Annotated in this window: 15 protein-coding genes; 10 read left to right on the top strand and 5 right to left on the bottom strand. The window is 43.4% G+C overall.

From position 1 onward, the window contains the following. The first annotated feature begins 93 nt into the window (after window positions 1-93). The 6 genes from NMM13_RS02750 (at window position 94) to NMM13_RS02725 (ending at window position 7,348) form a co-directional block, all read left to right on the top strand. The gene (locus NMM13_RS02750; protein WP_003013309.1) at window positions 94-489 is read left to right on the top strand and encodes a CopY/TcrY family copper transport repressor; all 396 of its coding nucleotides are present in this window, start codon (window positions 94-96) and stop codon (window positions 487-489) included. Between the two features lie 18 nt (window positions 490-507). Then, on the top strand, window positions 508-879 hold the full coding sequence (locus tag NMM13_RS02745; RefSeq protein WP_003013285.1) for a cupredoxin domain-containing protein: 372 nt from the start codon (window positions 508-510) through the stop codon (window positions 877-879). A 10-nt stretch (window positions 880-889) separates the two neighbouring features. Beyond that, on the top strand, window positions 890-3,112 hold the full coding sequence (locus tag NMM13_RS02740; RefSeq protein WP_254727460.1) for a heavy metal translocating P-type ATPase: 2,223 nt from the start codon (window positions 890-892) through the stop codon (window positions 3,110-3,112). A gap of 348 nt (window positions 3,113-3,460) precedes the next feature. Beyond that, entirely contained in the window at window positions 3,461-5,236 is a 1,776-nt protein-coding gene (spxB, locus tag NMM13_RS02735; RefSeq protein ID WP_254727457.1) for a pyruvate oxidase, read from the top strand. A gap of 116 nt (window positions 5,237-5,352) precedes the next feature. Next, window positions 5,353-5,700, top strand: coding sequence for a VOC family protein (locus NMM13_RS02730; protein ID WP_254727454.1), 348 nt, complete (start codon window positions 5,353-5,355; stop codon window positions 5,698-5,700). Window positions 5,701-5,908: 208 nt separating this feature from the next. Continuing rightward, window positions 5,909-7,348 carry a 6-phospho-beta-glucosidase gene (locus NMM13_RS02725; protein WP_254727451.1) on the top strand — a complete coding sequence of 480 codons (1,440 nt, stop codon included), beginning with the start codon at window positions 5,909-5,911 and terminating at the stop codon, window positions 7,346-7,348. A gap of 114 nt (window positions 7,349-7,462) precedes the next feature. Here the strand turns inward: NMM13_RS02725 and NMM13_RS02720 are convergent, their stop codons facing one another. Further along, window positions 7,463-7,996: a hypothetical protein gene (locus NMM13_RS02720; protein WP_150906533.1), complete on the bottom strand. Its 534-nt coding sequence runs from the start codon at window positions 7,994-7,996 to the stop codon at window positions 7,463-7,465. 203 nt (window positions 7,997-8,199) lie between these two features. Here NMM13_RS02720 and NMM13_RS02715 point away from each other — a divergent pair, with 203 nt between their 5' ends. Together NMM13_RS02715 and NMM13_RS02710 are read left to right on the top strand one after the other, a co-directional pair. Beyond that, window positions 8,200-8,889 carry a response regulator transcription factor gene (locus NMM13_RS02715; protein WP_254727448.1) on the top strand — a complete coding sequence of 230 codons (690 nt, stop codon included), beginning with the start codon at window positions 8,200-8,202 and terminating at the stop codon, window positions 8,887-8,889. Further along, window positions 8,889-9,776 carry a sensor histidine kinase KdpD gene (locus NMM13_RS02710; protein ID WP_254727445.1) on the top strand — a complete coding sequence of 296 codons (888 nt, stop codon included), beginning with the start codon at window positions 8,889-8,891 and terminating at the stop codon, window positions 9,774-9,776. The genes NMM13_RS02715 and NMM13_RS02710 overlap by 1 nt, the downstream gene beginning before the upstream one ends. A gap of 20 nt (window positions 9,777-9,796) precedes the next feature. Here the strand turns inward: NMM13_RS02710 and NMM13_RS02705 are convergent, their stop codons facing one another. The 4 genes from NMM13_RS02705 to pabB form a co-directional block, all read right to left on the bottom strand. Further along, window positions 9,797-10,549 carry an ABC transporter permease gene (locus NMM13_RS02705; protein WP_021153840.1) on the bottom strand — a complete coding sequence of 251 codons (753 nt, stop codon included), beginning with the start codon at window positions 10,547-10,549 and terminating at the stop codon, window positions 9,797-9,799. A gap of 54 nt (window positions 10,550-10,603) precedes the next feature. Beyond that, window positions 10,604-11,512: an ABC transporter ATP-binding protein gene (locus NMM13_RS02700; RefSeq protein ID WP_254727441.1), complete on the bottom strand. Its 909-nt coding sequence runs from the start codon at window positions 11,510-11,512 to the stop codon at window positions 10,604-10,606. A 285-nt stretch (window positions 11,513-11,797) separates the two neighbouring features. Beyond that, the gene (locus tag NMM13_RS02695; protein WP_049506328.1) at window positions 11,798-12,412 is read right to left on the bottom strand and encodes an alpha/beta fold hydrolase; all 615 of its coding nucleotides are present in this window, start codon (window positions 12,410-12,412) and stop codon (window positions 11,798-11,800) included. Continuing rightward, entirely contained in the window at window positions 12,412-14,139 is a 1,728-nt protein-coding gene (gene pabB / locus NMM13_RS02690) for an aminodeoxychorismate synthase component I (RefSeq protein ID WP_254727439.1), read from the bottom strand. Before pabB ends, NMM13_RS02695 begins: the two co-directional genes overlap by 1 nt. Before the next feature lie 118 nt (window positions 14,140-14,257). Between pabB and NMM13_RS02685 the strand changes: the two genes are divergently transcribed. After that, a complete protein-coding gene (locus tag NMM13_RS02685) occupies window positions 14,258-15,313 on the top strand; it encodes an acyltransferase (protein WP_049490427.1) in 1,056 nt (351 codons plus the stop codon). A gap of 302 nt (window positions 15,314-15,615) precedes the next feature. Beyond that, window positions 15,616-21,015, top strand: a complete 5,400-nt coding sequence (locus tag NMM13_RS02680; protein WP_254727436.1) for a Cna B-type domain-containing protein — start codon at window positions 15,616-15,618, stop codon at window positions 21,013-21,015. Window positions 21,016-21,545 lie beyond the last annotated feature (530 nt).

Here is a 21,545-nt window from a genome sequence, read left to right as displayed (position 1 = left end):
TTTTTTTTTTTAATTTTTTTGTTGACAAATGTAAATCTTAGGTGTAAAATAACATCATAAGGTTTACGAATGTAGATCGTGAAAGGAGGAGCCATGCAAATTTCTAATGCGGAATGGCGCATCATGAAGATTATCTGGATGGAAGGCAAGCAGACCAGCACGGATTTGATCGCCGTCTTGTCCGAGCGCTTTGACTGGTCGAAGTCGACCATCAAGACCCTCTTGACGCGCTTGGTGGAGAAAGGCTGTCTGACCAGAGAAAAATCTGGCAAAGCCTTTGTCTACTCGGCTTTGTTGAAGCAGGACCAGGGGTTAGACTTGGTGGTTGAGGATGTGAAAGACAAGGTTTGCTCAAAAAGAATTGTCCAGGTGCTTGAAAACTTGATTCAGGAGAGTGACTTTACGCTTGCAGATCTTAATCAGCTGCAGCAGGTCCTGGAAGAAAAGAAAGCTGAGGCTGTCGAAACAGTCCCTTGCAATTGTATGTAATAGAAAGAAGGAATTTCCATGTTTGGATTGTTAATTAGTATTGTTTGTTTACTTGGGGTTGCTTTTATTGCTTGGTGGTTCTTTGCAGAGCATGAAAAGGTAAGCGGCCACGCTCGTCAGAAATCAGGTTATCAAGAAATTGAAGTCGAAGTCATGGGGGGCTATTCGCCTGAAACCATTGTCCTGAAAAAGAATGTTCCTGCCCGGATTATCTTTAATCGCAAGGATCCATCTTCATGTCTGGCTCAAGTGATCTTTCCAGATTTTGGCGTTCATGAAGATTTGCCTTTAGGTGAAAAACATGTCATTGAAATTACGCCAGAAAAAGCGGGCGAATATGGGTTTTCATGTGGAATGAACATGATGCATGGTCAAATGATTGTGGAATAAAGGAGTAGGTATGGTAGAAAAACAAAAAGCAGTTGTGGAAAACGGAGTGCAAAAGATCCGTATTACAGCAGAAAAGGGCTATAGTCCCAAAGAATTTCAACTTCAAAAAGGGATCCCTGCTGAAATCACCTTCCATCGGGTCAATCCTTCCGGCTGTTACAAGGAAATTTTGTTTGAAGATCAGGGGATTTTAGAGCCTTTGGAAGTCGGTGTGGATAAAGTGATATCCTTTACCCCGACAGAAACAGGGGACTTTGAGTTTTCATGTGGAATGAAGATGCAAAAGGGTTCCTACACGGTTGTGGAAAAACGCCGTCGTGTCTTAAGTTTACGGGATCGCTTTTGGATTACTAGTATCTTTACCCTTCCTTTATTAATCTTGATGATCGGGATGTGGGCAGGACTTGTATCCCATACAGTTAATCGCTGGGGAAACTTTCTAGCGACAACGCCGATCATGTTGGTAGCAGGAGTTCCTTTTATCAAGAGTGCCTGGGCCTCATTTAAGAAGCACCATTCCAATATGGATACCTTGGTAGCTCTTGGAACCCTGGTAGCCTATGTCTATAGTGTATTTGCCCTTTTTACTGGTCAGCCAGTATACTTTGAGGCTGCGGGTTTTATCATCTTCTTTATCCTCTTAGGGCAAATCTTTGAAGAACGGATGCGTAACAATGCCTCCGAGGCTGTGGAAAAGTTGTTGGATTTGCAGGCAAAAACGGCTCAAGTTCTCCGTGATGGGAACTATGTCGAGGTGGCGGCAGAAGATATCCAAATTGGTGACTTGATTCGGGTCCGTCCTGGGGAAAAGATCGCAGTTGATGGGACGATTGTAGAAGGAAGTACGACCATTGATGAGTCGATGGTGACAGGTGAAAGCTTACCTGTGGAAAAATCAGTTGGTGATGCAGTGATTGGCTCCACTATCAACAGCAATGGGACCATTCTCTTTAAGGCTGAAAAAGTCGGTAGTGAGACCCTCTTATCTCAAATTGTGGACTTTGTCAAAATGGCCCAATCCAGTCGTGCTCCTATTCAAGATTTGACGGATAAGATTTCAGGTATCTTTGTTCCAGTGGTGACGATTTTGGCCATTGCGACTTTCTGGGTTTGGTCCGTGCTTCTGGGCGCGTCGCTTCAAGAGGCCATGCTCTATGCAGTCTCTGTCCTCATTATTGCCTGTCCTTGTGCCCTTGGTTTAGCAACCCCAACAGCCCTGATGGTCGGAACCGGCCGTAGTGCCAAGATGGGGGTTCTGATTAAAAATGGAACAGTTCTTCAAGAAGTGCAAAAGATTCAAACCGTTGTGTTTGATAAGACAGGGACCATTACCATTGGCCAACCACTTGTAACCGATGTTGTAGGAGATGAAGCGCGTGTCTTGACACTGGCTGCTAGTCTTGAAACTTTTTCAGAACATCCACTAGCCCAAGCGGTGTTATCCCAAGCAGAAGAAAAAGGTTTGGTGTTATCCCCTGTGGAAAACTTCCAAGCGATTGAAGGAAAAGGGGTCCAAGGTCAGATCGACCAGCAGTTGGTGACCTTGGGAAATGGCAAACTTCATGACGGGACAGCGATGGATCCGGAGCTTGAAAAACGGATGGTAGAGTTGCAAGAGCAGGCCAAAACAGTGATCAGTTTGTCTGTGGATGGGCAAGTGATTGGCTTGATTGCCATTCAAGATGCTCCGAAGGCCAGCTCAAAAGAAGCGATCAAAAAGCTCAAAGAACGGGGCTTGAAAACGGTCATGTTAACGGGGGATAATGAACGGGTGGCCCAAGCTATTGCTAAGCAAGTGGGAATTGACACCGTCATTGCTGATGTCCTTCCTCAAGAAAAAGCTAGCGCCATCCAAAAACTGCAAGAAGCTAGCAAGGTCGCCTTTGTCGGAGATGGGATCAATGATGCTCCAGCTCTCTCGATTGCGGATGTGGGGATCGCTATGGGGTCTGGAACGGATATTGCGATCGAGTCCGGTGGCATCGTGCTCACGCAAAATGATTTGCTTGGCGTTGTGCGCGCCTTTGACATGAGTCAAAAGACCTTCCGCAGGATTTTACTCAATCTCTTCTGGGCCTCTATCTACAATCTCCTTGGGCTTCCAATTGCTGCTGGAGTCTTTGTAGGACTGGGGTTGACCCTCAATCCAGAACTAGCAGGTCTTGCCATGGCCCTTAGTTCTTTGTCTGTTTTGATTAGCTCTCTGCTTCTCAATGTTGCGAAAATTGATTAACGAAAATAAGAAGTGATACAGAATTCTGTATCACTCTTTTTCTCTTTTACCTAGAGCGACGAGGGAAAAGAGGAGGTATCAAATTATAGTAAAATACCCTATTGTAGGATAGTTTGTGAAAATTTCTCAAAAAGAGCATCTGTTATGGAATAGGGATTGAGCATCTCTGAGCAGATCCTTATACATGTGAATCTCTTTGTGATAAATTAATACTGTAATCGTTTTGTAAATCGTTTTCATGAGAAAAGTCAGAAAAAACTCATTTTCAAGGCGAGATGATCACAAAGATGAAGTAGAAGCGCTATGCTGCATTTTAAGGGATCAAAATAGAATTAAAGGAGAGTTAGAATGACTCAAGGGAAAATTACTGCATCTGCAGCAATGCTTAACGTATTGAAAACATGGGGCGTAGATACGATCTACGGTATCCCATCTGGAACACTTAGCTCACTTATGGACGCTTTGGCCGAAGACAAAGATATCCGTTTCTTGCAAGTTCGTCACGAAGAAACAGGTGCTCTTGCAGCGGTTATGCAAGCTAAATTTGGTGGCTCTATCGGGGTTGCAGTTGGTTCAGGTGGACCTGGTGCGACTCACTTGATCAATGGTGTTTACGATGCAGCTATGGATAACACTCCATTCCTTGCTATCCTTGGATCACGTCCAGTTAACGAATTGAACTTGGATGCCTTCCAAGAATTGAACCAAAACCCAATGTACAACGGTATCGCTGTTTACAACAAACGTGTAGCTTACGCAGAACAATTACCAAAAGTAATCGACGAAGCTTGCCGTGCTGCCGTTTCTAAAAAAGGTCCAGCCGTTGTTGAAATTCCAGTAAACTTTGGTTTCCAAGAAATCGACGAAAACTCTTACTACGGATCAGGTTCTTATGAACGTCACTTTATCGCTCCTGCCTTGAACGAAGTGGAAATCGATAAAGCTGTTGAAATCTTGAACAATGCTGAACGCCCAGTGATCTACGCTGGTTTCGGTGGTGTTGGTGCTGGTGATGTGATCACTGAATTGTCTCGTAAGATCAAAGCACCAATCATTACAACTGGTAAAAACTTTGAAGCCTTCGAATGGGACTACGAAGGGTTGACAGGTTCTGCTTACCGTGTTGGTTGGAAACCAGCTAACGAAGTGGTCTTTGAAGCAGACACAGTTCTTTTCCTTGGTTCAAACTTCCCATTTGCTGAAGTTTACGAAGCATTCAAAAATACTGAAAAATTCATCCAAGTAGATATCGACCCTTACAAACTTGGTAAACGTCATGCCCTAGACGCTTCCATCCTTGGTGATGCAGGTCAAGCAGCGAAAGCAATCCTTGACAAAGTGAATCCAGTTGAATCTACTCCATGGTGGCGTGCAAACGTGAAGAACAACCAAAACTGGCGTGATTACATGAACAAACTCGAAGGTAAAACTGAGGGTGAATTGCAATTGTATCAAGTTTACAATGCAATCAACAAACATGCTGATCAAGACGCTATCTACTCAATCGACGTAGGTGACACTACTCAAACATCTACTCGTCACCTTCACATGACACCTAAGAACATGTGGCGTACATCTCCACTCTTTGCGACAATGGGTATTGCCCTTCCTGGTGGTATCGCTGCTAAGAAAGACAATCCAGATCGCCAAGTATGGAACATCATGGGTGACGGTGCATTCAACATGTGCTACCCAGACGTTATCACAAACGTTCAATATGACCTTCCAGTTATCAACGTTGTCTTCTCAAATGGTAAATATGCCTTCATCAAGGACAAATACGAAGACACAAATAAACACTTGTTTGGTTGTGACTTCCCTAATGCTGACTATGCGAAAATCGCTGAAGCGCAAGGTGCTGTAGGATTTACAGTTGACCGTATCGAAGACATCGATGCAGTTGTTGCAGAAGCTGTTAAATTGAACAAAGAAGGTAAAACTGTTGTTATCGATGCTCGCATCACTCCACACCGTCCACTTCCAGTAGAAGTACTTGAGTTGGATCCAAAACAACACTCAGAAGAAGCGATCAAAGCCTTCAAGGAAAAATACGAAGCTGAAGAGCTTGTACCATTCCGCCTCTTCTTGGAAGAAGAAGGGTTGCAATCACGCGCAATTAAATAATTCCTCTTGTCGAAAATCAAAAGTAAACATTGTAGATTTTATACTTTGATTTTCATAGAGTAAAACCTATTAAGAAAAAAGATCGGAGCCATCCGGTCTTTTATATAGGAGAGTAAATGAATTTAAATCAATTAGATATCATCGTTTCAAATGTTCCCCAAGTCTGTGCTGAATTGGAGCATATCTTGGATATAAAGTCAGACTATGTTGATGATGCTTTTGCTCAATTCACGATTGGCAGTCACTGTCTCATGTTGTCAGAGAATCATTTGATACCTTTGGAAAATTTTCAGTCAGGAATCATTCTTCATGTCGAGGTTGAGAATGTAGAGCAGAACTACCAACGGTTGAAAGATCTTGGTATCCAGGTTTTAAACGGACCAGCTGTAACCGATTGGGGAACAGAAAGTCTGCTAGTTAAAGGCCCTGCTGGTCTAGTCATTGATTTTTATCGTATGAAATAGGATGCTTAATCATTTGAAGTTAACCACAATGATTCTTAAAACAGAATATGAGAATATGAACTATTAAAAGATCGGAGTCATCCGGTCTTTTTGTGTTGCGCATGTATAGGAGTTTTCTTAGCATAGTATCAGTTTTTCATAGGATCTTGTAGGATTTTTTGGAAGGAGAAGGGTATAATGGAACTATCAAATCAAGTGAGGTAGAGAGATGACAGACAAACTTCAATTTCCAGATGGTTTCCTTTGGGGTGGAGCAACTGCTGCTAACCAGTGTGAGGGAGCTTATAATGAAGATGGCCGTGGCTTGGCCAATGTGGATGTGGTACCGATTGGGCCTGATCGTCATGCGATTATTACGGGTCAGAAAAAGATGTTCGACTTTGAAGAGGGCTATTTTTACCCGGCTAAAGATGGCATTGATATGTACCATCGCTACAAGGAAGACATTTCCCTCTTTGGGGAAATGGGCTTTAAAACCTATCGCTTGTCCATTGCCTGGTCTCGGATCTTCCCGAAAGGGGATGAATTGGAGCCAAAGGAAGCGGGTCTACAGTTCTATGAAGACCTCTTTAAGGAGTGCCACAAGTATGGGATTGAGCCCTTGGTGACCATTACCCACTTTGACTGTCCCATGCATTTGATTACAGAGTACGGTGGCTGGCGTAGTCGCAAGATGTTGGAATACTACGAGCGCCTCTGCCGAACGCTCTTCACTCGTTACAAGGGCTTGGTCAACTACTGGCTGACCTTTAATGAGATCAATATGATCCTTCATGCGCCTTTTATGGGAGCGGGTCTCTGCTTTGAAGAAGGGGAGAATGAGGAGCAAGTCAAATACCAGGCGGCTCACCATGAGTTGGTTGCTTCAGCCATTGCCACCAAGCTAGCCCATGAGATTGATCCGAACAACAAGGTCGGCTGTATGCTGGCAGCAGGACCAAACTATCCCCATACCTGTGCTCCGCGAGATGTCTGGGCTGGTCTAGAAGAAGACCGTAAGAACTATTTCTTCATCGATGTGCAGGCGCGTGGGGAATACCCAAACTATGCTAAGAAAGAGTGGGAGCGTCAGGGGATCACAGTTGAGATGAGCGAGCAGGACCTGCAATTGTTGAAAGACCATACGGTGGACTTTATTTCCTTCTCCTACTATGCTAGTCGGGTCGCTTCAGGGGATCCAGCTGAAAGGGAGAAAACAGCGGGCAATATCTTTGCCTCTTTGAAGAACCCCTATCTAGAAAGCTCGGAATGGGGTTGGCAGATTGACCCTCTTGGTCTTCGCATTACGCTCAACACCATCTGGGATCGCTATCAAAAACCTCTCTTTATCGTGGAAAATGGACTAGGCGCCGTTGATACCCCAAATGAAGCCGGGGAGATTGAAGATGACTACCGGATTAACTACCTAGCAGCTCACATCAAGGCTATGCGGGAGGCTATCCATGAAGATGGCGTTGTCCTCTGGGGCTATACGACTTGGGGCTGTATCGACCTGGTCTCTGCCGGGACAGGAGAAATGAAGAAGCGCTACGGTTTTATCTATGTCGATCGGGACAATGAAGGCAAGGGAAGCTTGGATCGCTCACGTAAGAAATCCTTCTATTGGTACAAAGACGTCATTGCGACCAATGGGGCTTCTGTTGAATAAAAGTTTTCGGTACTTGCTGGCCGACTCTCTCCTATAAACGAAAAAGCTTAGAATCCCACTCACAAGCTGGGTTCCTAAGCTTTTTGTATGTAGTTTAGCCAAGTCCTTACGGATTTACTGGTCGTAATCTAAGACATTGTTCTCGATGACAAACTTAGATTCAGCGGAAATGTTGGCTGCTCCTAGTTGCAACTGTGAACTTCCGTCTGGCTTCATGATGTGCCACTGACCGTCCTTGTGGGCAAAGATAGCCTGAAATGTGACGTTGTCACTCTTGTCTCGAATAGGTAGAACAAATGCTTGATCAGTATTCTCTAAGAGAATCTCTTCTTTTTTTTCAAAGTTATAGATATAAAATTGCCCAGTTCTTTGTCCCAAACCATGGAGTTCATCGACTTTTTGCCAATTCTCAAACTTATTCCGAACAAGGGATTCATTATAAATCTTGTTGAAGGTTTCGTTCCGTTTCTTCGTTTCTTCCTCGTCTAGTGTTTTCTGAAACTCTGCAACCTTTTTAGTCGTTTGAATGGTTTGTCTGTTTTGCTCCCTGATTTGCTGGCGGTGGATGACTCGCATCATTCTTGCAGCAACGCCCAGGATGACAAGGATGGATACAAGACTGATTTTAGTTTTAGCATGATTTTTCATAGATGAGTCTCCCTATTGTGTCATTGGTCCTATTATACCCTTTGAAAGAAAGGATCGTCAAGTTCATCTTGTGATGACCTAACATGCAGATCTACCTGGGGACAATAGAATTTTATCAGATTTTCATTGACGAAGGTCCCTTTATTTGATAGGCTAGAGAAATAGAAATGATTTGGAGTTTAAATGAAAAAGGAGCGAGGCAAGTGGCACGGATTTTATTAATCGAGGATAATAATGATATCCAAGAAATTTTATACAGTCTCTTAAGTGAAGGCCATGAGGTCCTTCAGGCTTTTTCAGGTACAGAAGGGCTACGGCTCTTCCAGCAAGAAGCTGTTGATTTGGTCCTTCTGGATATCATGCTTCCAGGAAAGAATGGGGATCAGGTTCTGGAGGAGATCCGTTTGCAGAGTCAGGTGCCGGTCATCATGATGACCGCTCTTGGAGATAAACACCTCATTAGCCAGTATCTCCTTGCAGGTGCCAATGATTATATCGTCAAGCCCTTTAATCTGGATGAGGTGGCAGCTCGGGTAACGGTGCAGCTGAGAAATAACAACATTCCGGCACAGGAACCTCCATCATCGAAAAAGCTGATCTTTAAAAATCTGGTCCTGAATCCAGAAACATTTGAACTGGAATCTGGCGAACAGACGCTTCGCTTGGGCAAAAAAGAATTTCAAATATTTGAAACCTTGCTGGCGCATCCAAAGAAGATTTTCACCAAAGAAGAATTGTATGAAGCGGTCTGGGAAGAAGTTTATCTGCCTGGAGACAATACGCTCAATGCCCAGTTGAGCAACCTCCGAAAGAAAATTGCTCAGCTCGATCCTAATGAGGACTATATTGAAACCGTCTGGGGCTTGGGAGTTCGCTTGAAAGGAGACAAGTAATGTGGGGATTGGTTCTAGTTCTAGTCGTCCTTGTCCTTTTCTTGGGACTGGGCTATGCTCGCTTGCTTTCTGCTCTCAAAGATTTGCAGGAGCAGATTCAAAAGAAACTTCAAAGCGGAAGTGGGGTACGGCTGACCTCTCAGCTCTCAAAAAAAGAATTGGTCGCCTTGACCAAGCAAGTCAGTGATCTCTTTGATCAGATCGAGCGGACCAATCGGATTGCCTTTCAAGAGAAAAAGACCTTGGATATGGCCATCAGTAATATTGCTCATGATATCCGGACGCCTTTGACCATTGCATCGGGCTATACCCAACAAATCATCAAGGGTGGGACGCAGGAAGAGGAAAAGCTGAAGAAAATTGCTTCCAATCTTCAAGTCGTCTCAAAACGCCTGGAATCTCTCTTGGAATACAGACGCTTGATGGAGGGAGCTATTCAGCCTCGGCTTACAGACGTTAATCTCAGCCAAGTCCTGACCCAGCAGTTGTTCCAGTATTATGATAGCTTGTCTGAGGCGGGGATTGCCTTAGAGGTGGAGATAGAGGAGCATCTTCATTATGCTACGGATCCGGAGCTCTGGGAGCGCCTCTTGCAAAATATGCTCAGCAATGTCCTCAAGCATGGGAAGGATCAGGCGCGTTTGACCTTGACCTCGGACGCGGACATGATTCGAGTCGAGCTGCGCAATATTGTGCAACAACCGATCCAGCACTTAGACCAACTGGCTAGTCGATTCTACTCTGAAAATCTGTCGGAAACAGAAGAGTCTTCTGGCTTGGGTCTCTACATTATTCAAAATTTTGTAGAGATCTTAGGGGGTGACTTGCAACTGGCAACAGAGGCAGATTGGTTTGTTTTGACCATTACACTAAGAAAAAAGGCTTGAGCATCGCTCAAGCCTTTTTGTTATAAATCTTTGTGTTTGAAAGTAGCGAGTCCTAGGAAGCCGAAAACAAGGATGAATCCAAGGGCAATCGAGAGAGTGTTGTTCGTTGCTGTCGTACTTTGGACCATGGAATATTGGAATTCCAAGTTTAGATAGTGGAGAATGTCAATATCTTTAAAGAAAAGCGCAGGAAGGCTTAAGAGGATATTTCCAATGAAGTAGCCAACGAAGGCCAAGGTGATGGATTGGCTAGCGTAGAGGAGGAAGGAAATGATGCTGACCCAAGCCAAGGTTGAGAGGAACTGAATCAGCACGGTCAGTCCAAAATGAGCAAGGAAGTGCTCTGGCATGGTGCCAAGTCCATTGTAGAGAGTCGCGATCAAGAAGACGAGACCATAAGAAACAAGAAATTGAAAGAGAGCAATGGTCAGGACAACGGCGCTTTTGGCAAAGTAGTAGCTGGTACGCGAAACCCCATAGGCCAGGCTATTCTTGTATAAGTTTTGCGTTAAGTCTGTTCCCAGGACCAAGGTGATGACAATAATGGTAAAGAGGATGGTCACACTGATGCTGGAAGAGTAGTTGGTCAGGGCTTTAAAGCCCGTCCAAACTTCCGTTGCTTGGGGTAATTTGGATTCTGTATTGACGCCGACGTGGCCGGTAGCTCCAAAGATGACTCCAGACAGGATGTTGAGAACGAGAATGGCTTCTGTAATCCAAAAACCTTTGGAGCGAAATAGTCTGTAAAAATCAGCTTGAATAGTATGCAACATGATAAATCTCCTAAATGAAATATGTGGGATAAGTAATGCAAGACGGTGGGTTGACTAGTCTACCAAGTCCGTAAAGAATTTTTCCAGATCTTGGCGGGCATAGTAGATTTCGTCCACGTCAATATCGGCTTTAACCAAGGCTTTGACAATGACTTTAATATCGTGAGTCTGTCCGAAGATATGGATTTCTCCGTCCTTATCGATGACCTTGATGCGATGATGGAGCTGATCTTGGATCAGTTGACTGGCAAGGGCTAGCTGGCTAGTCTTGAGGATGATGTAATCTTCTCCTTGTTCTTCGAATTCAGCCTTGCTAATTTCTTTAATCAGGCGTCCTTGGTCGACAATACCAAAGCGATTGGCAACCAGATAAAGTTCAGAGAGGATGTGACTGGAAATGAGGATGGTCATGCCGAGTTCATCATTGAGGCGCTTGATCATTTGACGGAATTCCTTGATTCCGACAGGATCGAGACCATTGATGGGTTCGTCTAGAATGAGGAAGTCGGGCTTGGCAATCAGCGCAATCGCAATTCCCAACCGTTGTTTCATCCCGAGTGAAAAATCGCGGAATTTCTTCTTACCCGTATTATTCAGGCCAACATAGTTCAGGGTTTCTTTGATGACCTGGTCGGGATTGGGGATATGGCGAGCCTTGCAATAGTAGACCAGATTTTGATAAGCGGTCATATGCTTATGGGCCACGGGACTCTCAATGACGGAACCAACCCGTTTTAGGGCTTGCGTCCACTGGGAGCGACTTGTAGAAGCAAAGAGAGAGACGCTTCCGTCTGTTTCCTGAATTAGTTGGGTGATGACCTTGATGAGGGTGGTTTTCCCAGCTCCGTTCTTACCGATCAGTCCGTAGACGTCGCCTTTGCGAATGGTGAGATTCACATCATTTAAGGCGTATTGATGACCGAATTTTTTACTCAAATGGGAAATTTCTAATACTTTTTCCATGGTTTTCTCCTTCGTCCAAATGACTAGTTGTTTTCTTTACACTCTTAGTATACAGCTTGCTTTTCAAATAACTATCAAGCAATTCTCAAATATTTCTAAAAAAAGAGAGTGGGACAGAAATCGGTAATTCGTTAGAATTCGATTTCGTCGTCCCACCTCCGCACAGTTGAGTAGGGCTGTAAAAGCTGATGAAATCAGCATAGTAGAGCCCACTCAACCACTGCGTCTTGCTCGACAATCCAAAAATAATTGAGAGGCTAGGACTTTTGTCCCAGCCTCTTCATTTTAAAACCCAGCGACAAACTCCTTGATGGCTTGGGCCAGTTCATAGGGTTTCTCGGTATTGAGTAGATGACCTCCGTCTGCGATTTCTTGATAGCGGCCTTTTGGCAGGAGCTTGGCCAATTTTTTAGAAGAAGATTGATTGGCCCAATCTTTGCTGCCACAAATAACCAAGCTAGGGAGAGAGCAAGCTTTAACGGTATCGGTTAAATTGAGCCCTTTTAATTCGGTCAAAATTTGAAGCATCTGTTGTTTATTGGCATCTTGTTTTTCAAAGACATGCTTGGGAAGTAGACGAAAGAGAAGGATCTGGAGCCGATAGAGGGGGTTGGTGTTGAGTTTGTATTGAGTTCCTGCAAGGACCAAGCCCTTGAGTTGCGGGAAGTCTTGTCTGGAGAGATCAAGAGCGAGCACGCCACCTAGTGAGAGTCCTACCAGAATAAAGGGTTCGCTTTCTTGCTGGAGGCGCTCCATCAACCTTTCTTTAACTTCCTGATAGCTTTCTTTTGGATGGGAGAAAATATCAAAAGTTTTGGAGTGCAAGGGTGAAAGTGCAAATTGGACTCCTTGCCAAGAGAGGACATCCTGTCCTAGTCCATGTAAAAAAATCAGTTTCATCAGGAATCCTTTCTTTGAAAATCGAGTTCGTAGAGACCACGAAGAGCATTGCAGGCATAAATACGATCGGCGTCTATTAAATCGTTCAGAGTTAAGAGTTTTTCTTCAACCTGCTGGGTCTCAAGAAGATGGCGCCGATAAATGCCATCGAGTAAGGGGAGGTGAGCTAGTGGGGTATAGAGTTGTCCCTCTATCTCCAGCACCAGATTGCCAATGGTCGTTTCTAGCAAGCTTCCGTCTGGCAGATGAAAAATTTGCTCGTGATCTGACTGGCCTAGATGGTCTCTCTGACTCGTTTTGAAATAAGTAAATGGCGTCGCTAAATCAAGCTTCTGCTCGGTCAGTTGGGCCTGTAGATAGCTAGCTGGCAAGTCGGTCAGCTCCGTGATCTCTAGGTGGAAGGTCCCGTTTTTTTGCAAGGCAATCCGACAACGATAGTCAAGGTTGAGATCTAAATGAGCGAGTTCTTCTTGAAGTTCTTTCAGGAGCTTCGACTCATCATAAGGATATGCAAAGTAGCGACTAGCTTCTCTCAAGCGTGTTACATGTTGGTCGAGGAAAGTCAACTCTCCTTGGTGGATGCAGCCAGTCGTCAGGAGCTCAAAGCGAGGTTCTTGCCGGTAGAGGACAGCCGATTTTTGCTTGGTTTCCTGGTATTCACCTTCCCATTTGCTGTCCCAAGTGATGCCTCCTCCCACGCCATAGATGGCTTGATTCCCCTGCATTTGAAGGGTCCGGATGGCTACATTAAAAATCCGTTTCCCTTTTGGAAGAAGGATGCCGATCGTTCCACAGTAGACACCTCGAGGAGACTTCTCCGTCTTTTGGATGATTTCCATAGTGGAGATCTTCGGTGCTCCTGTAATCGAGCCACAAGGAAAGAGAGCTCGGAAGGTTTGGATCAGGTCGATTTCAGCTCGTAAGCGACTTTCAATGGTCGAGGTCATCTGCCAAACAGTGGAGTATTGCTCGACTTGGCAGAGATGGGTCACATGCTCACTTCCAATCTCCGAAATCCGGTTCATGTCATTGCGGAGGAGGTCGACGATCATCATGTTTTCTGCTCGATTTTTCGGGTCGGCTTCTAGCCAAGCAGCCTCTTGAAGATCCTCTTGGTTGGTGAGACCACGGTGCGTCGTTCCTTTCATGGGGCGCGTGGTCAGTAGCCGGTCGTCTTGCTCAAAAAAGAGCTCAGGACTGATGGAGAGGATAGAGACATCATCGTGCTGGATGAAGGCATTGTAATGGGCCTTTTGCTCTACCACTAAGCGATTGTAGATGGCCAAAGGATCTGCTTTTAGCTCTTGAGAAAGCTGGACAGTGTAGTTGACCTGGTAGGTATCTCCCTGGCGAATATGGTGATGGATCGTCTTGATGGCTTCTTGATAAGCAGGCGCCTCTACCTCTTCCTTCCAATTGGCTGGAAGATCCACAGCTTCATAGTCCTCTGGAAAAGGAAGGGTTTCGACCTTCTCGTGGATAGTAAAATAGAGGAGATACTCTCCCATAAGAGGTGCTGGATGGACAGCAAACTTCTTCTCAAAAGCAGGAGCAGCCTCATAGCTGACATAGCCAACAGCATAAAAGCCTTGCTCCTGGTAGGCTTCGACTTCTCTAAGAAGATCCTCTACCTGGTCGAGGTTTCTAGTTTTTAATTCCTTTATGGGCTTGGTGAAAAGGTATCGCAATCCAAGCTCTTTAAAATCAATAATGGTTTGTTTATGCATGCTTTGAGTATATCAAAAATAGAGGAAAAAAGGTAGATAAGGATGTAAGATTCCTTGCTTGGCCTTCCCTTTCATGCTAAAATAACCATAGAAACTGCTTTGGGCAAGGAGTAGGACTATGCAAAAGAATCCCCTCTATAACACCTCTAGTATCAGCTTTTTTCAATACCTCTTTGCGATTGCAGTGATTTTGGTGCATAGTGGTCGCTTGACCTCTTATGAGCCACTGCATTTTGGTCTCAAGAGTATGCTCGGCCGGCTAGCGGTGCCATTTTTTATCGTCTGTGCCAGCTTTTTCCTCAAACACTCCCTAGGGAATTCTAAGAAAATGAAGGCCTATCTGGTCAAAATCGTAAAAAACTATTTGTTTTGGAGTTTCGTTTACCTCCCTTATGCCTGGCTCTTTTTCTCTAGTCTCCATCTTCCTGTTTATCTCTTTCCAGCAGGAATCTTGATTGCTCTGGTCTACTTGGGAATGTGCTACCAACTCTGGTATATTCCTGCTTTTTTGCTGGGCTTGTTTTTGGTCAATCAATTGGTCAAACGCCTAGGTATGGTTTGGACGGGGTTGATCACCTTTCTTCTTTACTGCTGGGGCTTGATCGAGACCTATTCGGCTTATCTGGATACCACAAGTCTTCTCAAGGGTTACCAGCTCTACAGCAACCTATTTTTTACAGCGCGAAATGGTCTCTTTTACACGCCCATTTTTATTTATATGGGTTATTATCTGTATGACCATTTTCATGCACAAACTTTTAGAATTCACCGTTGGCAAAAGCTAGCTCTTGCCTTTGGATTGCTCTGTCTAGAAGGGATCATTATTTTTCAACACCAAGGAATTGATAAGAACTTTTTCTTTCTTCTTCCCTTTGTGACCGTTTATTTGGTCAATGCCTGCCTGCGATCGTCCTTTTTGAAAAGCTATGATTTACAGTATTTAAAGCAAATGAGTATAGCCCTTTACTTTTCGCATCCGATCTTTATCGAGTGGGCTCGCTATGGCTTTAGCAGCCTCCCTCTCTCTTATCCAGACAGGGGCAAGCTGATTTTTGTGACTGCCTTGTTTGGTAGTCACCTTTTTGGACTAGCTATGCTGTGGGTACGAGAGAGAAGGGAAAAACAAAAGATTCCTTCAAATGGTGAAGAGTTAGATAAAATAATCAACCAATAGTAGGGTGTACAAAACTCAAGCAGATGTGTTTGAGTTTTTTTGTATGAAGAAAATCAAGGAAGAATAAGAATTGGCAGACTGCTCCTCCTTGTTTATAAATGTTTTATTTTCTTGCCCTTGGATAGAAGAAAGGGGAAATCAGTACCAGATAGTGATTTATAATATAGACATCATTGCAAATAATGTCTATATTATTGAATAGTGATGATTTAATTTGAAAAGCAAAGGATATTTTAAAAAATAAGTGATAAAATTAAAGGGAGGGCCTTTTGGAAGGCTAACAAAAGTAAAGGAGATAAGACATGAAAAAGCTTCGTTCATTATGGAAAGACTTTTTGAAAAAAGGTTTTGCCATTTTAACAATTTTCATGATGCTAGGCCAGCTTGGTCAAGGGGCGATCACAGCCTTTGCCAATGAGCTAGCAGTCGGGGATAATGGGGCCTTGGATGTTACCCTTATGTATGGGGATAAACAGAACCATCCAGATGGGATGTCCTATTACACAGGGGATACCATGTCTGGTTATATCCAGATCACCCCTAAGAATTTGACAACGGATATTAATGAAGTAACGGTGACCTTGAAGGTTCCTGGAAAGTACTTACGAGAAGTTAGTTTCCCTGACTTCAATAGTGCTTCAGAGCATGACAAACCAACGGTTACAAAAGTTGGAGATGATTATCAAGTCACACTTCACTTTAACAATTACCAAAAGTCAGAGGTCCTGACTTTACCATTTATTGGAAAATTTAAAGTCGGTTATGCACCGACCAATTATTCATTGGATATTACGGGTACCTTGAATATCAATGGTCAAGAAGCAAAACTCAATGATATCATTTGGAAACCCAAGTACAATGACTATCGCTTAACCAAGTATATCAACCAAAACTTGAACGAAGCCATGTCCAAGGACTATGCGGAAGCCATGCCTGGTGTTGTCAAAGGGGCTGACGGAAAAAATTATATTGAAACCCCATCATCTGTTCCATTTGCATTTCAATTGGAGGGAATGCAAGGACAGTATGGGGGACAATATCGTCAATTAGAATCAGTAACGCTTACCGATAAGTTGCCAACCTATACAGATAAAAATGGCAATACCCGGACAGCAGTTTTAGATACAGCTAAGTCTGAAGGTTGGGTAGATAATGGAGATGGCACCGTTTCTAAGACGTTTACAGCAGATGCAAACGGTAATCCAGCAGCTTATCACCAAGAATTCATGGCAAAAATCAAGAATACAAGTTACCTTTACTTGAAGTTTCCTGATTTAGTTTTGGAAAAGGACCAGACTCTCAAAGACGTCCTTAGTAAGGATTTGACAAACTCAGGAAGTATTGTGGGAATTCCTGCCAATCGTGGAGAGGGAGAACCGGATATTACAGCTGAAGATTCTCTTATTTTCCGCTTGACCTCTCGTGACCTGGAAGGGGCTGGAAGTTTTGCCAAAAAAGCAGATGGTGATGTCTATGATTCAACTGAATATAAAGCAGCAAACTATAAATGGATCATCGCTTTTGATAATAAAACTCCTTCGACACAAAAGAATTTTGTTTTCTATGATGAGACAGTGGACTCTCGGTTAAAATTCACCAAGATTGATTACGCTCGTCTTATGCAAGGAAATTACGGTATTGGTGAGTATATTAGCAAATATGTGAAACGCATCATCCTTACTTTAGAAGATGGTAGTCAAAAAGAAGTTCAGCCAGAAACCGATAAAGACGACAATGGTTTTATCGACTTAACCAAGTATGGAACCGTTGTCGGTTGGCGGATGGAAATGAAGGATGATTTTGTCCTAAAATCTGGTCAAGGAATTCGCCTCAATACCTATACAAGCTTCAAAGATCCAGAAAAGACTCGTTACGATGAAAATGATGCGACCAAGAATGAATTCAAGAATACAGGTCGTGTCACTTATCAAACACAATCAAATATTGCTAAAGACCAAACATCAGATTGGACCTTTAAGCTGATTCCTTTGAAGGAAAGCTTTGAGATTTCAAAAACGACGGATTACAATGATGTTCGTTATACTGATGGAGAAAATATTCGTTTTGGTTTGATGGCAACGAAAGTGGTCTTGGATCCTGATAAGGATTATGGAGACCTGCGAATCATTGATCTGTATGATCCAAATACCCTTAAAGTCGACTATAAAGATTTTGAAAGAAACCTTGCCTCTAATGAAAAAGGTATGAAATTCTTAAAGAGCTACGATGTCATTGAAAACTACCACAATTCTGGACGGACAGCTCTCATCATGCATTTGGATCAAAAAGAGTTTATTAAAGCTTCTCTTCAAGATCTTAATCGCGTGCGTCTACCATTTATCGTGGCCGATCTGAAAGGGAAAGACGATGGTGGGACCTTCACCAATAAGGTTTATGTCGCTGGAAATGGGATCCACGATCTTGAAAATGCCAACCCTGATCGGGTCACGGAAGATGTGTATGATCTGAACGGAAATGGTTTAACAACAGATAAGATTCCATATGCCCAATCAAACTATACAATTGTGGCTGCTGAAGGAATCTATGCACGCAAATATATCGCTAAAAATGATGACCTGTCAGACGCTTCGATTGTGACACGTACCTTCAAACCAGGTGAGACCTTTAACTACAAACTCACCATTAAAAATAATACGGATAAGGCAGTAGAAGACGGAGTCGTCTATGATGTCCTACCAAAAGTAAAAGATGTTAACACACTAGACGGATCTGGTCGGATGACAGAATACACGGTCAGCCTTCGTGGACCAGTGACAGCTCCAGAAGGATGGACGGTCTACTATACAACTGATACAGGCGTTACGACAGATACCATGGCGCAAGCTGCTGACAAGGATATCTGGACGACAGCTGTGTCTGATTACAGTCAAGTAACAGGAATCAAGTTAGTTGCAAATGCTGGTACTACGATTCCTGCGCGTGGTGAAGCAAGCTTTGGTGTCCCAGTCGTGAATCCAAGTGAATTGACCGATGAAGTCAAGGCCTTGATGCAAAAACGCACCAAAGATAATGAAGACAACGGTGGTCGTTCAGGTGTAGTCCAAGCCCATAACCAGTTTGGTTACAAGGCGAAAGGTCATGAAGGAAATCGTGAGTCTAATACCGTCACTGCACAAATCTTCTCGGCTGCTTTCCAAGTCAAGAAGGTGGACAAGGATGATCCGAAGAAAGTCCTTGAAGGCGCTGAATTTACTTTAACAGATGCAAATGGCGCTGTTGTTGCGACGGCAACTTCTGATAAAAAAGGGGAACTTTCCTTTAACACCTTAACAGAAGGAACCTATACGCTCAAAGAAACACAGGCACCTGCAAATTACAAGTTGGATGAAACAGATCATGCAGTGGTTGTGACCTATGATGCAGACAAGCAAATCTACCACGTCACGGTGGATGGAAAAGCTGTTGGCTCAAAAGCTCTTCCTCTAGAAATCGCGAATGAAGCAGATATCAAGTATATCGATCTTGAAGCTTCAAAAGTTTGGGATGACCAAGACAACCAAGAAGGGCTTCGCCCAGAAAGTGTCGAATTCCAACTCTATAAGAATGGAAAAGCGCAAGGAAAACCAGTCACGGTCTCAGCTGCAACAGACTGGAAAGCTCACTTTACGAACCTTCCAGATAAAGACAGCAATGGCAAGCTCAATACCTATACGGTCAAAGAAGTGAAAGTACCGACTCATTATACGGTCGATACAGAAGAAGCCAGCTTCACTGATGGAAAAGCAACCATCACCAATAAACGCACTCCTGAGACAACGACAGTTACCGTCAAGAAAGTCTGGGATGATGCCGATAACCAAGACGGTCTTCGCCCATCTACCATCAAAGTTCACCTCTTGGCAAATGGAACAGAGGTTCAAGCTCTTGATCTGACTGGTGAAGGAGATGAATGGACTCATACCTTCTCAGATCTACCAGTCTATAAAGATGGACAAAAAGTTGTCTACACAGTGACAGAAGACAAAGTGGACAATTACACCACTAAGATTGATGGCACTACAATTACCAATACTTACAAACCAGGTAAGACAAGCCTGACTGTTACGAAAAACTGGAAGGATGCCAATAACCAAGATGGCCTTCGTCCAAAAACAATCAAGGTTCAATTGTATGCTGGTGATCAAAAGGTTGGTAAGGCTGTTGAATTGTCAGCAGATAACAAATGGACCCATACCTTCTCAAACCTAGATGAGAAGAAAGCTGGCCAAGTTATCAACTATACAGTCAAAGAAATCGATGTTCCAGAAGGCTACACACAAGCCGTCGAAGCAAGCAATCCAGGTCAAGTAGTCGTGACCAACACGCACGAACCAGAAAAGACCAAAGTAGAAGTGAGCAAGAAGTGGGAAGATGGAGACAACCAAGACGGCCTTCGTCCAGCCAGCATTCAAGTTCAATTGTACAAAGATGGTCTTGCGACCGATCAAGTATTAGAACTTTCAGCTGCGAATGACTGGAAAGGTGCATTTGAAAACCTTGATGCCAAGGCAGCTGGAAAAGCAATTGCATATACAGTCAAAGAAGTAACTGTCCCAGATGGTTACAAAGTAACGGTAAATGATAAGGACAAGGCCAATGTTGTCTTGACCAATACGCATGAACCAGCTTTGACAGAGATGAAAGTCACGAAGAAATGGGAAGATGCCAACAACCAAGATGGTCTTCGTCCAAAATCCATTAAGGTTCAACTCTATGCTGGGGATGAAAAAGTAGGAGACCCAGTTGAATTGTCAGCGGACAATCAATGGACTCATACCTTTAGCAAATTAGCTGAAAAGAAAGCTGGTCAAGCTATCAGCTACCGTGTGGAAGAAGTCTCTGTTCCTGAAGGCTACCAAGTCACTGCCGATACCTCTGACGCTGCTCATACGATCTTGACCAATACGCATACGCCAGCGGTGATCGATATTCCAGTGACCAAGATTTGGAATGACCAAGACAATCAAGATGGTCTTCGTCCAGCAAGTATCGTTGTGAATCTTCTTGCCAATGGTGAAAAAGTTGCTCAAAAAGAACTCACGAATGCGACAGATTGGAAAGAAAGTTTCACAGGTCTACCAAAATTCAAGGATGGAAAAGAAATCGTCTATACTCTTCAAGAAGAGAAGGTAGCTGAATATACGACTACAATTGATCAGGCTGCTTATACCATTACCAATACCCATGCACCTGGTAAGACAAGCGTCACGGTCACTAAGAAGTGGGATGATGAGAATGACAAGGATGGAATTCGTCCGAAGAGTATTCGCATTCAACTCTATGCCAATGATCAAAAAGTCGGTCAAGAAGTAGAATTGTCAGCTGAAAACAAGTGGACCCATACCTTTGCAGATTTAGATGAAAAAGCAAATGGAAACACCATCACTTATACAGTGAGAGAAGTCAGTGTTCCAAAGGGCTATGAAGCTCGTAACGACGAGGATGGTAAAGGAAATGTTGTGATTACTAACAAGCATGTTCCAAAAGAAACTCCAAAACAACCAACTCCTCCAAGTTCATCTGAACCAAAGAAACCGGGTCAACCTGAACCTAAAAAACCAAGCCAACCAGAGCCGAAGAAACCAGGCAAGATCTTAGGATTCTTACCAAATACGGGTACGACCATCTCTATTATTAGCCTAGTTTTAGCCTTTTTCTTGGCAAGCATTGCAGCTTATATTTTGAAGAAAAAGAAAAAATAAGCTAGTGCTTCCTTTATAATATGAACAAACACCAGAGATGGTGTTTGTTCATATTAAAGACAAAGTCATCTTAGAAACTTTCCATAGGTGAGTGCGGACGTCAGCGAACTTCGAAGAAGTTCCATGACTAATTATTGAGCCTAAGGTCTCAATAATTCCGAGTGCTAGAAACATTATTGTTTCTAGCACTTTTCTCACAGAGGAAAGTTTCAGAAGATGGTCGAATAATACTAATAAATAAAACTTTATAGAAGTTATTAGATTTATATAAAAGAACAGTTTTTCTCTGTTCACAACAAACACCAGAAATGGTGTTTGTTTTTTTATAGTGGCCTCTTATAATTGTCTAGCGATCGTTCTCATGGGCGCTTGCTCTATTTTTTAATTCCCGAACGTTTTCAAAAAAAATTCAGAAAATTCTTGACTTCTATGAAAATCGGAGTATGATTAGTTGTGAACTGTTGAACAATTATTTTCAAGAAAATCCCTGATGTCGACTAAGGGATCTGTGAAAGGAGAAGCGGTTCAAA

The organism is Streptococcus sp. CF8_St5-11 (genome assembly GCF_024295625.1).
Classification (GTDB): domain Bacteria; phylum Bacillota; class Bacilli; order Lactobacillales; family Streptococcaceae; genus Streptococcus.
Note: the sequence above shows the minus strand (reverse complement) of the source record. Positions and strands in the feature narration are given on the sequence as shown.

What these genes read in the sequence shown, in the direction of transcription:
- NMM13_RS02685 (WP_049490427.1), top strand. Translation starts at nt 14,258, where the DNA reads ATGCAAAAGAATCCCCTCTATAACACCTCTAGTATCAGCTTTTTTCAA.
- NMM13_RS02725 (WP_254727451.1), top strand. Translation starts at nt 5,909, where the DNA reads ATGACAGACAAACTTCAATTTCCAGATGGTTTCCTTTGGGGTGGAGCA.
- NMM13_RS02720 (WP_150906533.1), bottom strand. Translation starts at nt 7,996, where the DNA reads ATGAAAAATCATGCTAAAACTAAAATCAGTCTTGTATCCATCCTTGTC.
- NMM13_RS02750 (WP_003013309.1), top strand. Translation starts at nt 94, where the DNA reads ATGCAAATTTCTAATGCGGAATGGCGCATCATGAAGATTATCTGGATG.
- NMM13_RS02740 (WP_254727460.1), top strand. Translation starts at nt 890, where the DNA reads ATGGTAGAAAAACAAAAAGCAGTTGTGGAAAACGGAGTGCAAAAGATC.
- NMM13_RS02695 (WP_049506328.1), bottom strand. Translation starts at nt 12,412, where the DNA reads ATGAAACTGATTTTTTTACATGGACTAGGACAGGATGTCCTCTCTTGG.
- spxB (WP_254727457.1), top strand. Translation starts at nt 3,461, where the DNA reads ATGACTCAAGGGAAAATTACTGCATCTGCAGCAATGCTTAACGTATTG.
- NMM13_RS02705 (WP_021153840.1), bottom strand. Translation starts at nt 10,549, where the DNA reads ATGTTGCATACTATTCAAGCTGATTTTTACAGACTATTTCGCTCCAAA.
- NMM13_RS02700 (WP_254727441.1), bottom strand. Translation starts at nt 11,512, where the DNA reads ATGGAAAAAGTATTAGAAATTTCCCATTTGAGTAAAAAATTCGGTCAT.
- NMM13_RS02745 (WP_003013285.1), top strand. Translation starts at nt 508, where the DNA reads ATGTTTGGATTGTTAATTAGTATTGTTTGTTTACTTGGGGTTGCTTTT.
- NMM13_RS02680 (WP_254727436.1), top strand. Translation starts at nt 15,616, where the DNA reads ATGAAAAAGCTTCGTTCATTATGGAAAGACTTTTTGAAAAAAGGTTTT.
- pabB (WP_254727439.1), bottom strand. Translation starts at nt 14,139, where the DNA reads ATGCATAAACAAACCATTATTGATTTTAAAGAGCTTGGATTGCGATAC.
- NMM13_RS02730 (WP_254727454.1), top strand. Translation starts at nt 5,353, where the DNA reads ATGAATTTAAATCAATTAGATATCATCGTTTCAAATGTTCCCCAAGTC.
- NMM13_RS02710 (WP_254727445.1), top strand. Translation starts at nt 8,889, where the DNA reads ATGTGGGGATTGGTTCTAGTTCTAGTCGTCCTTGTCCTTTTCTTGGGA.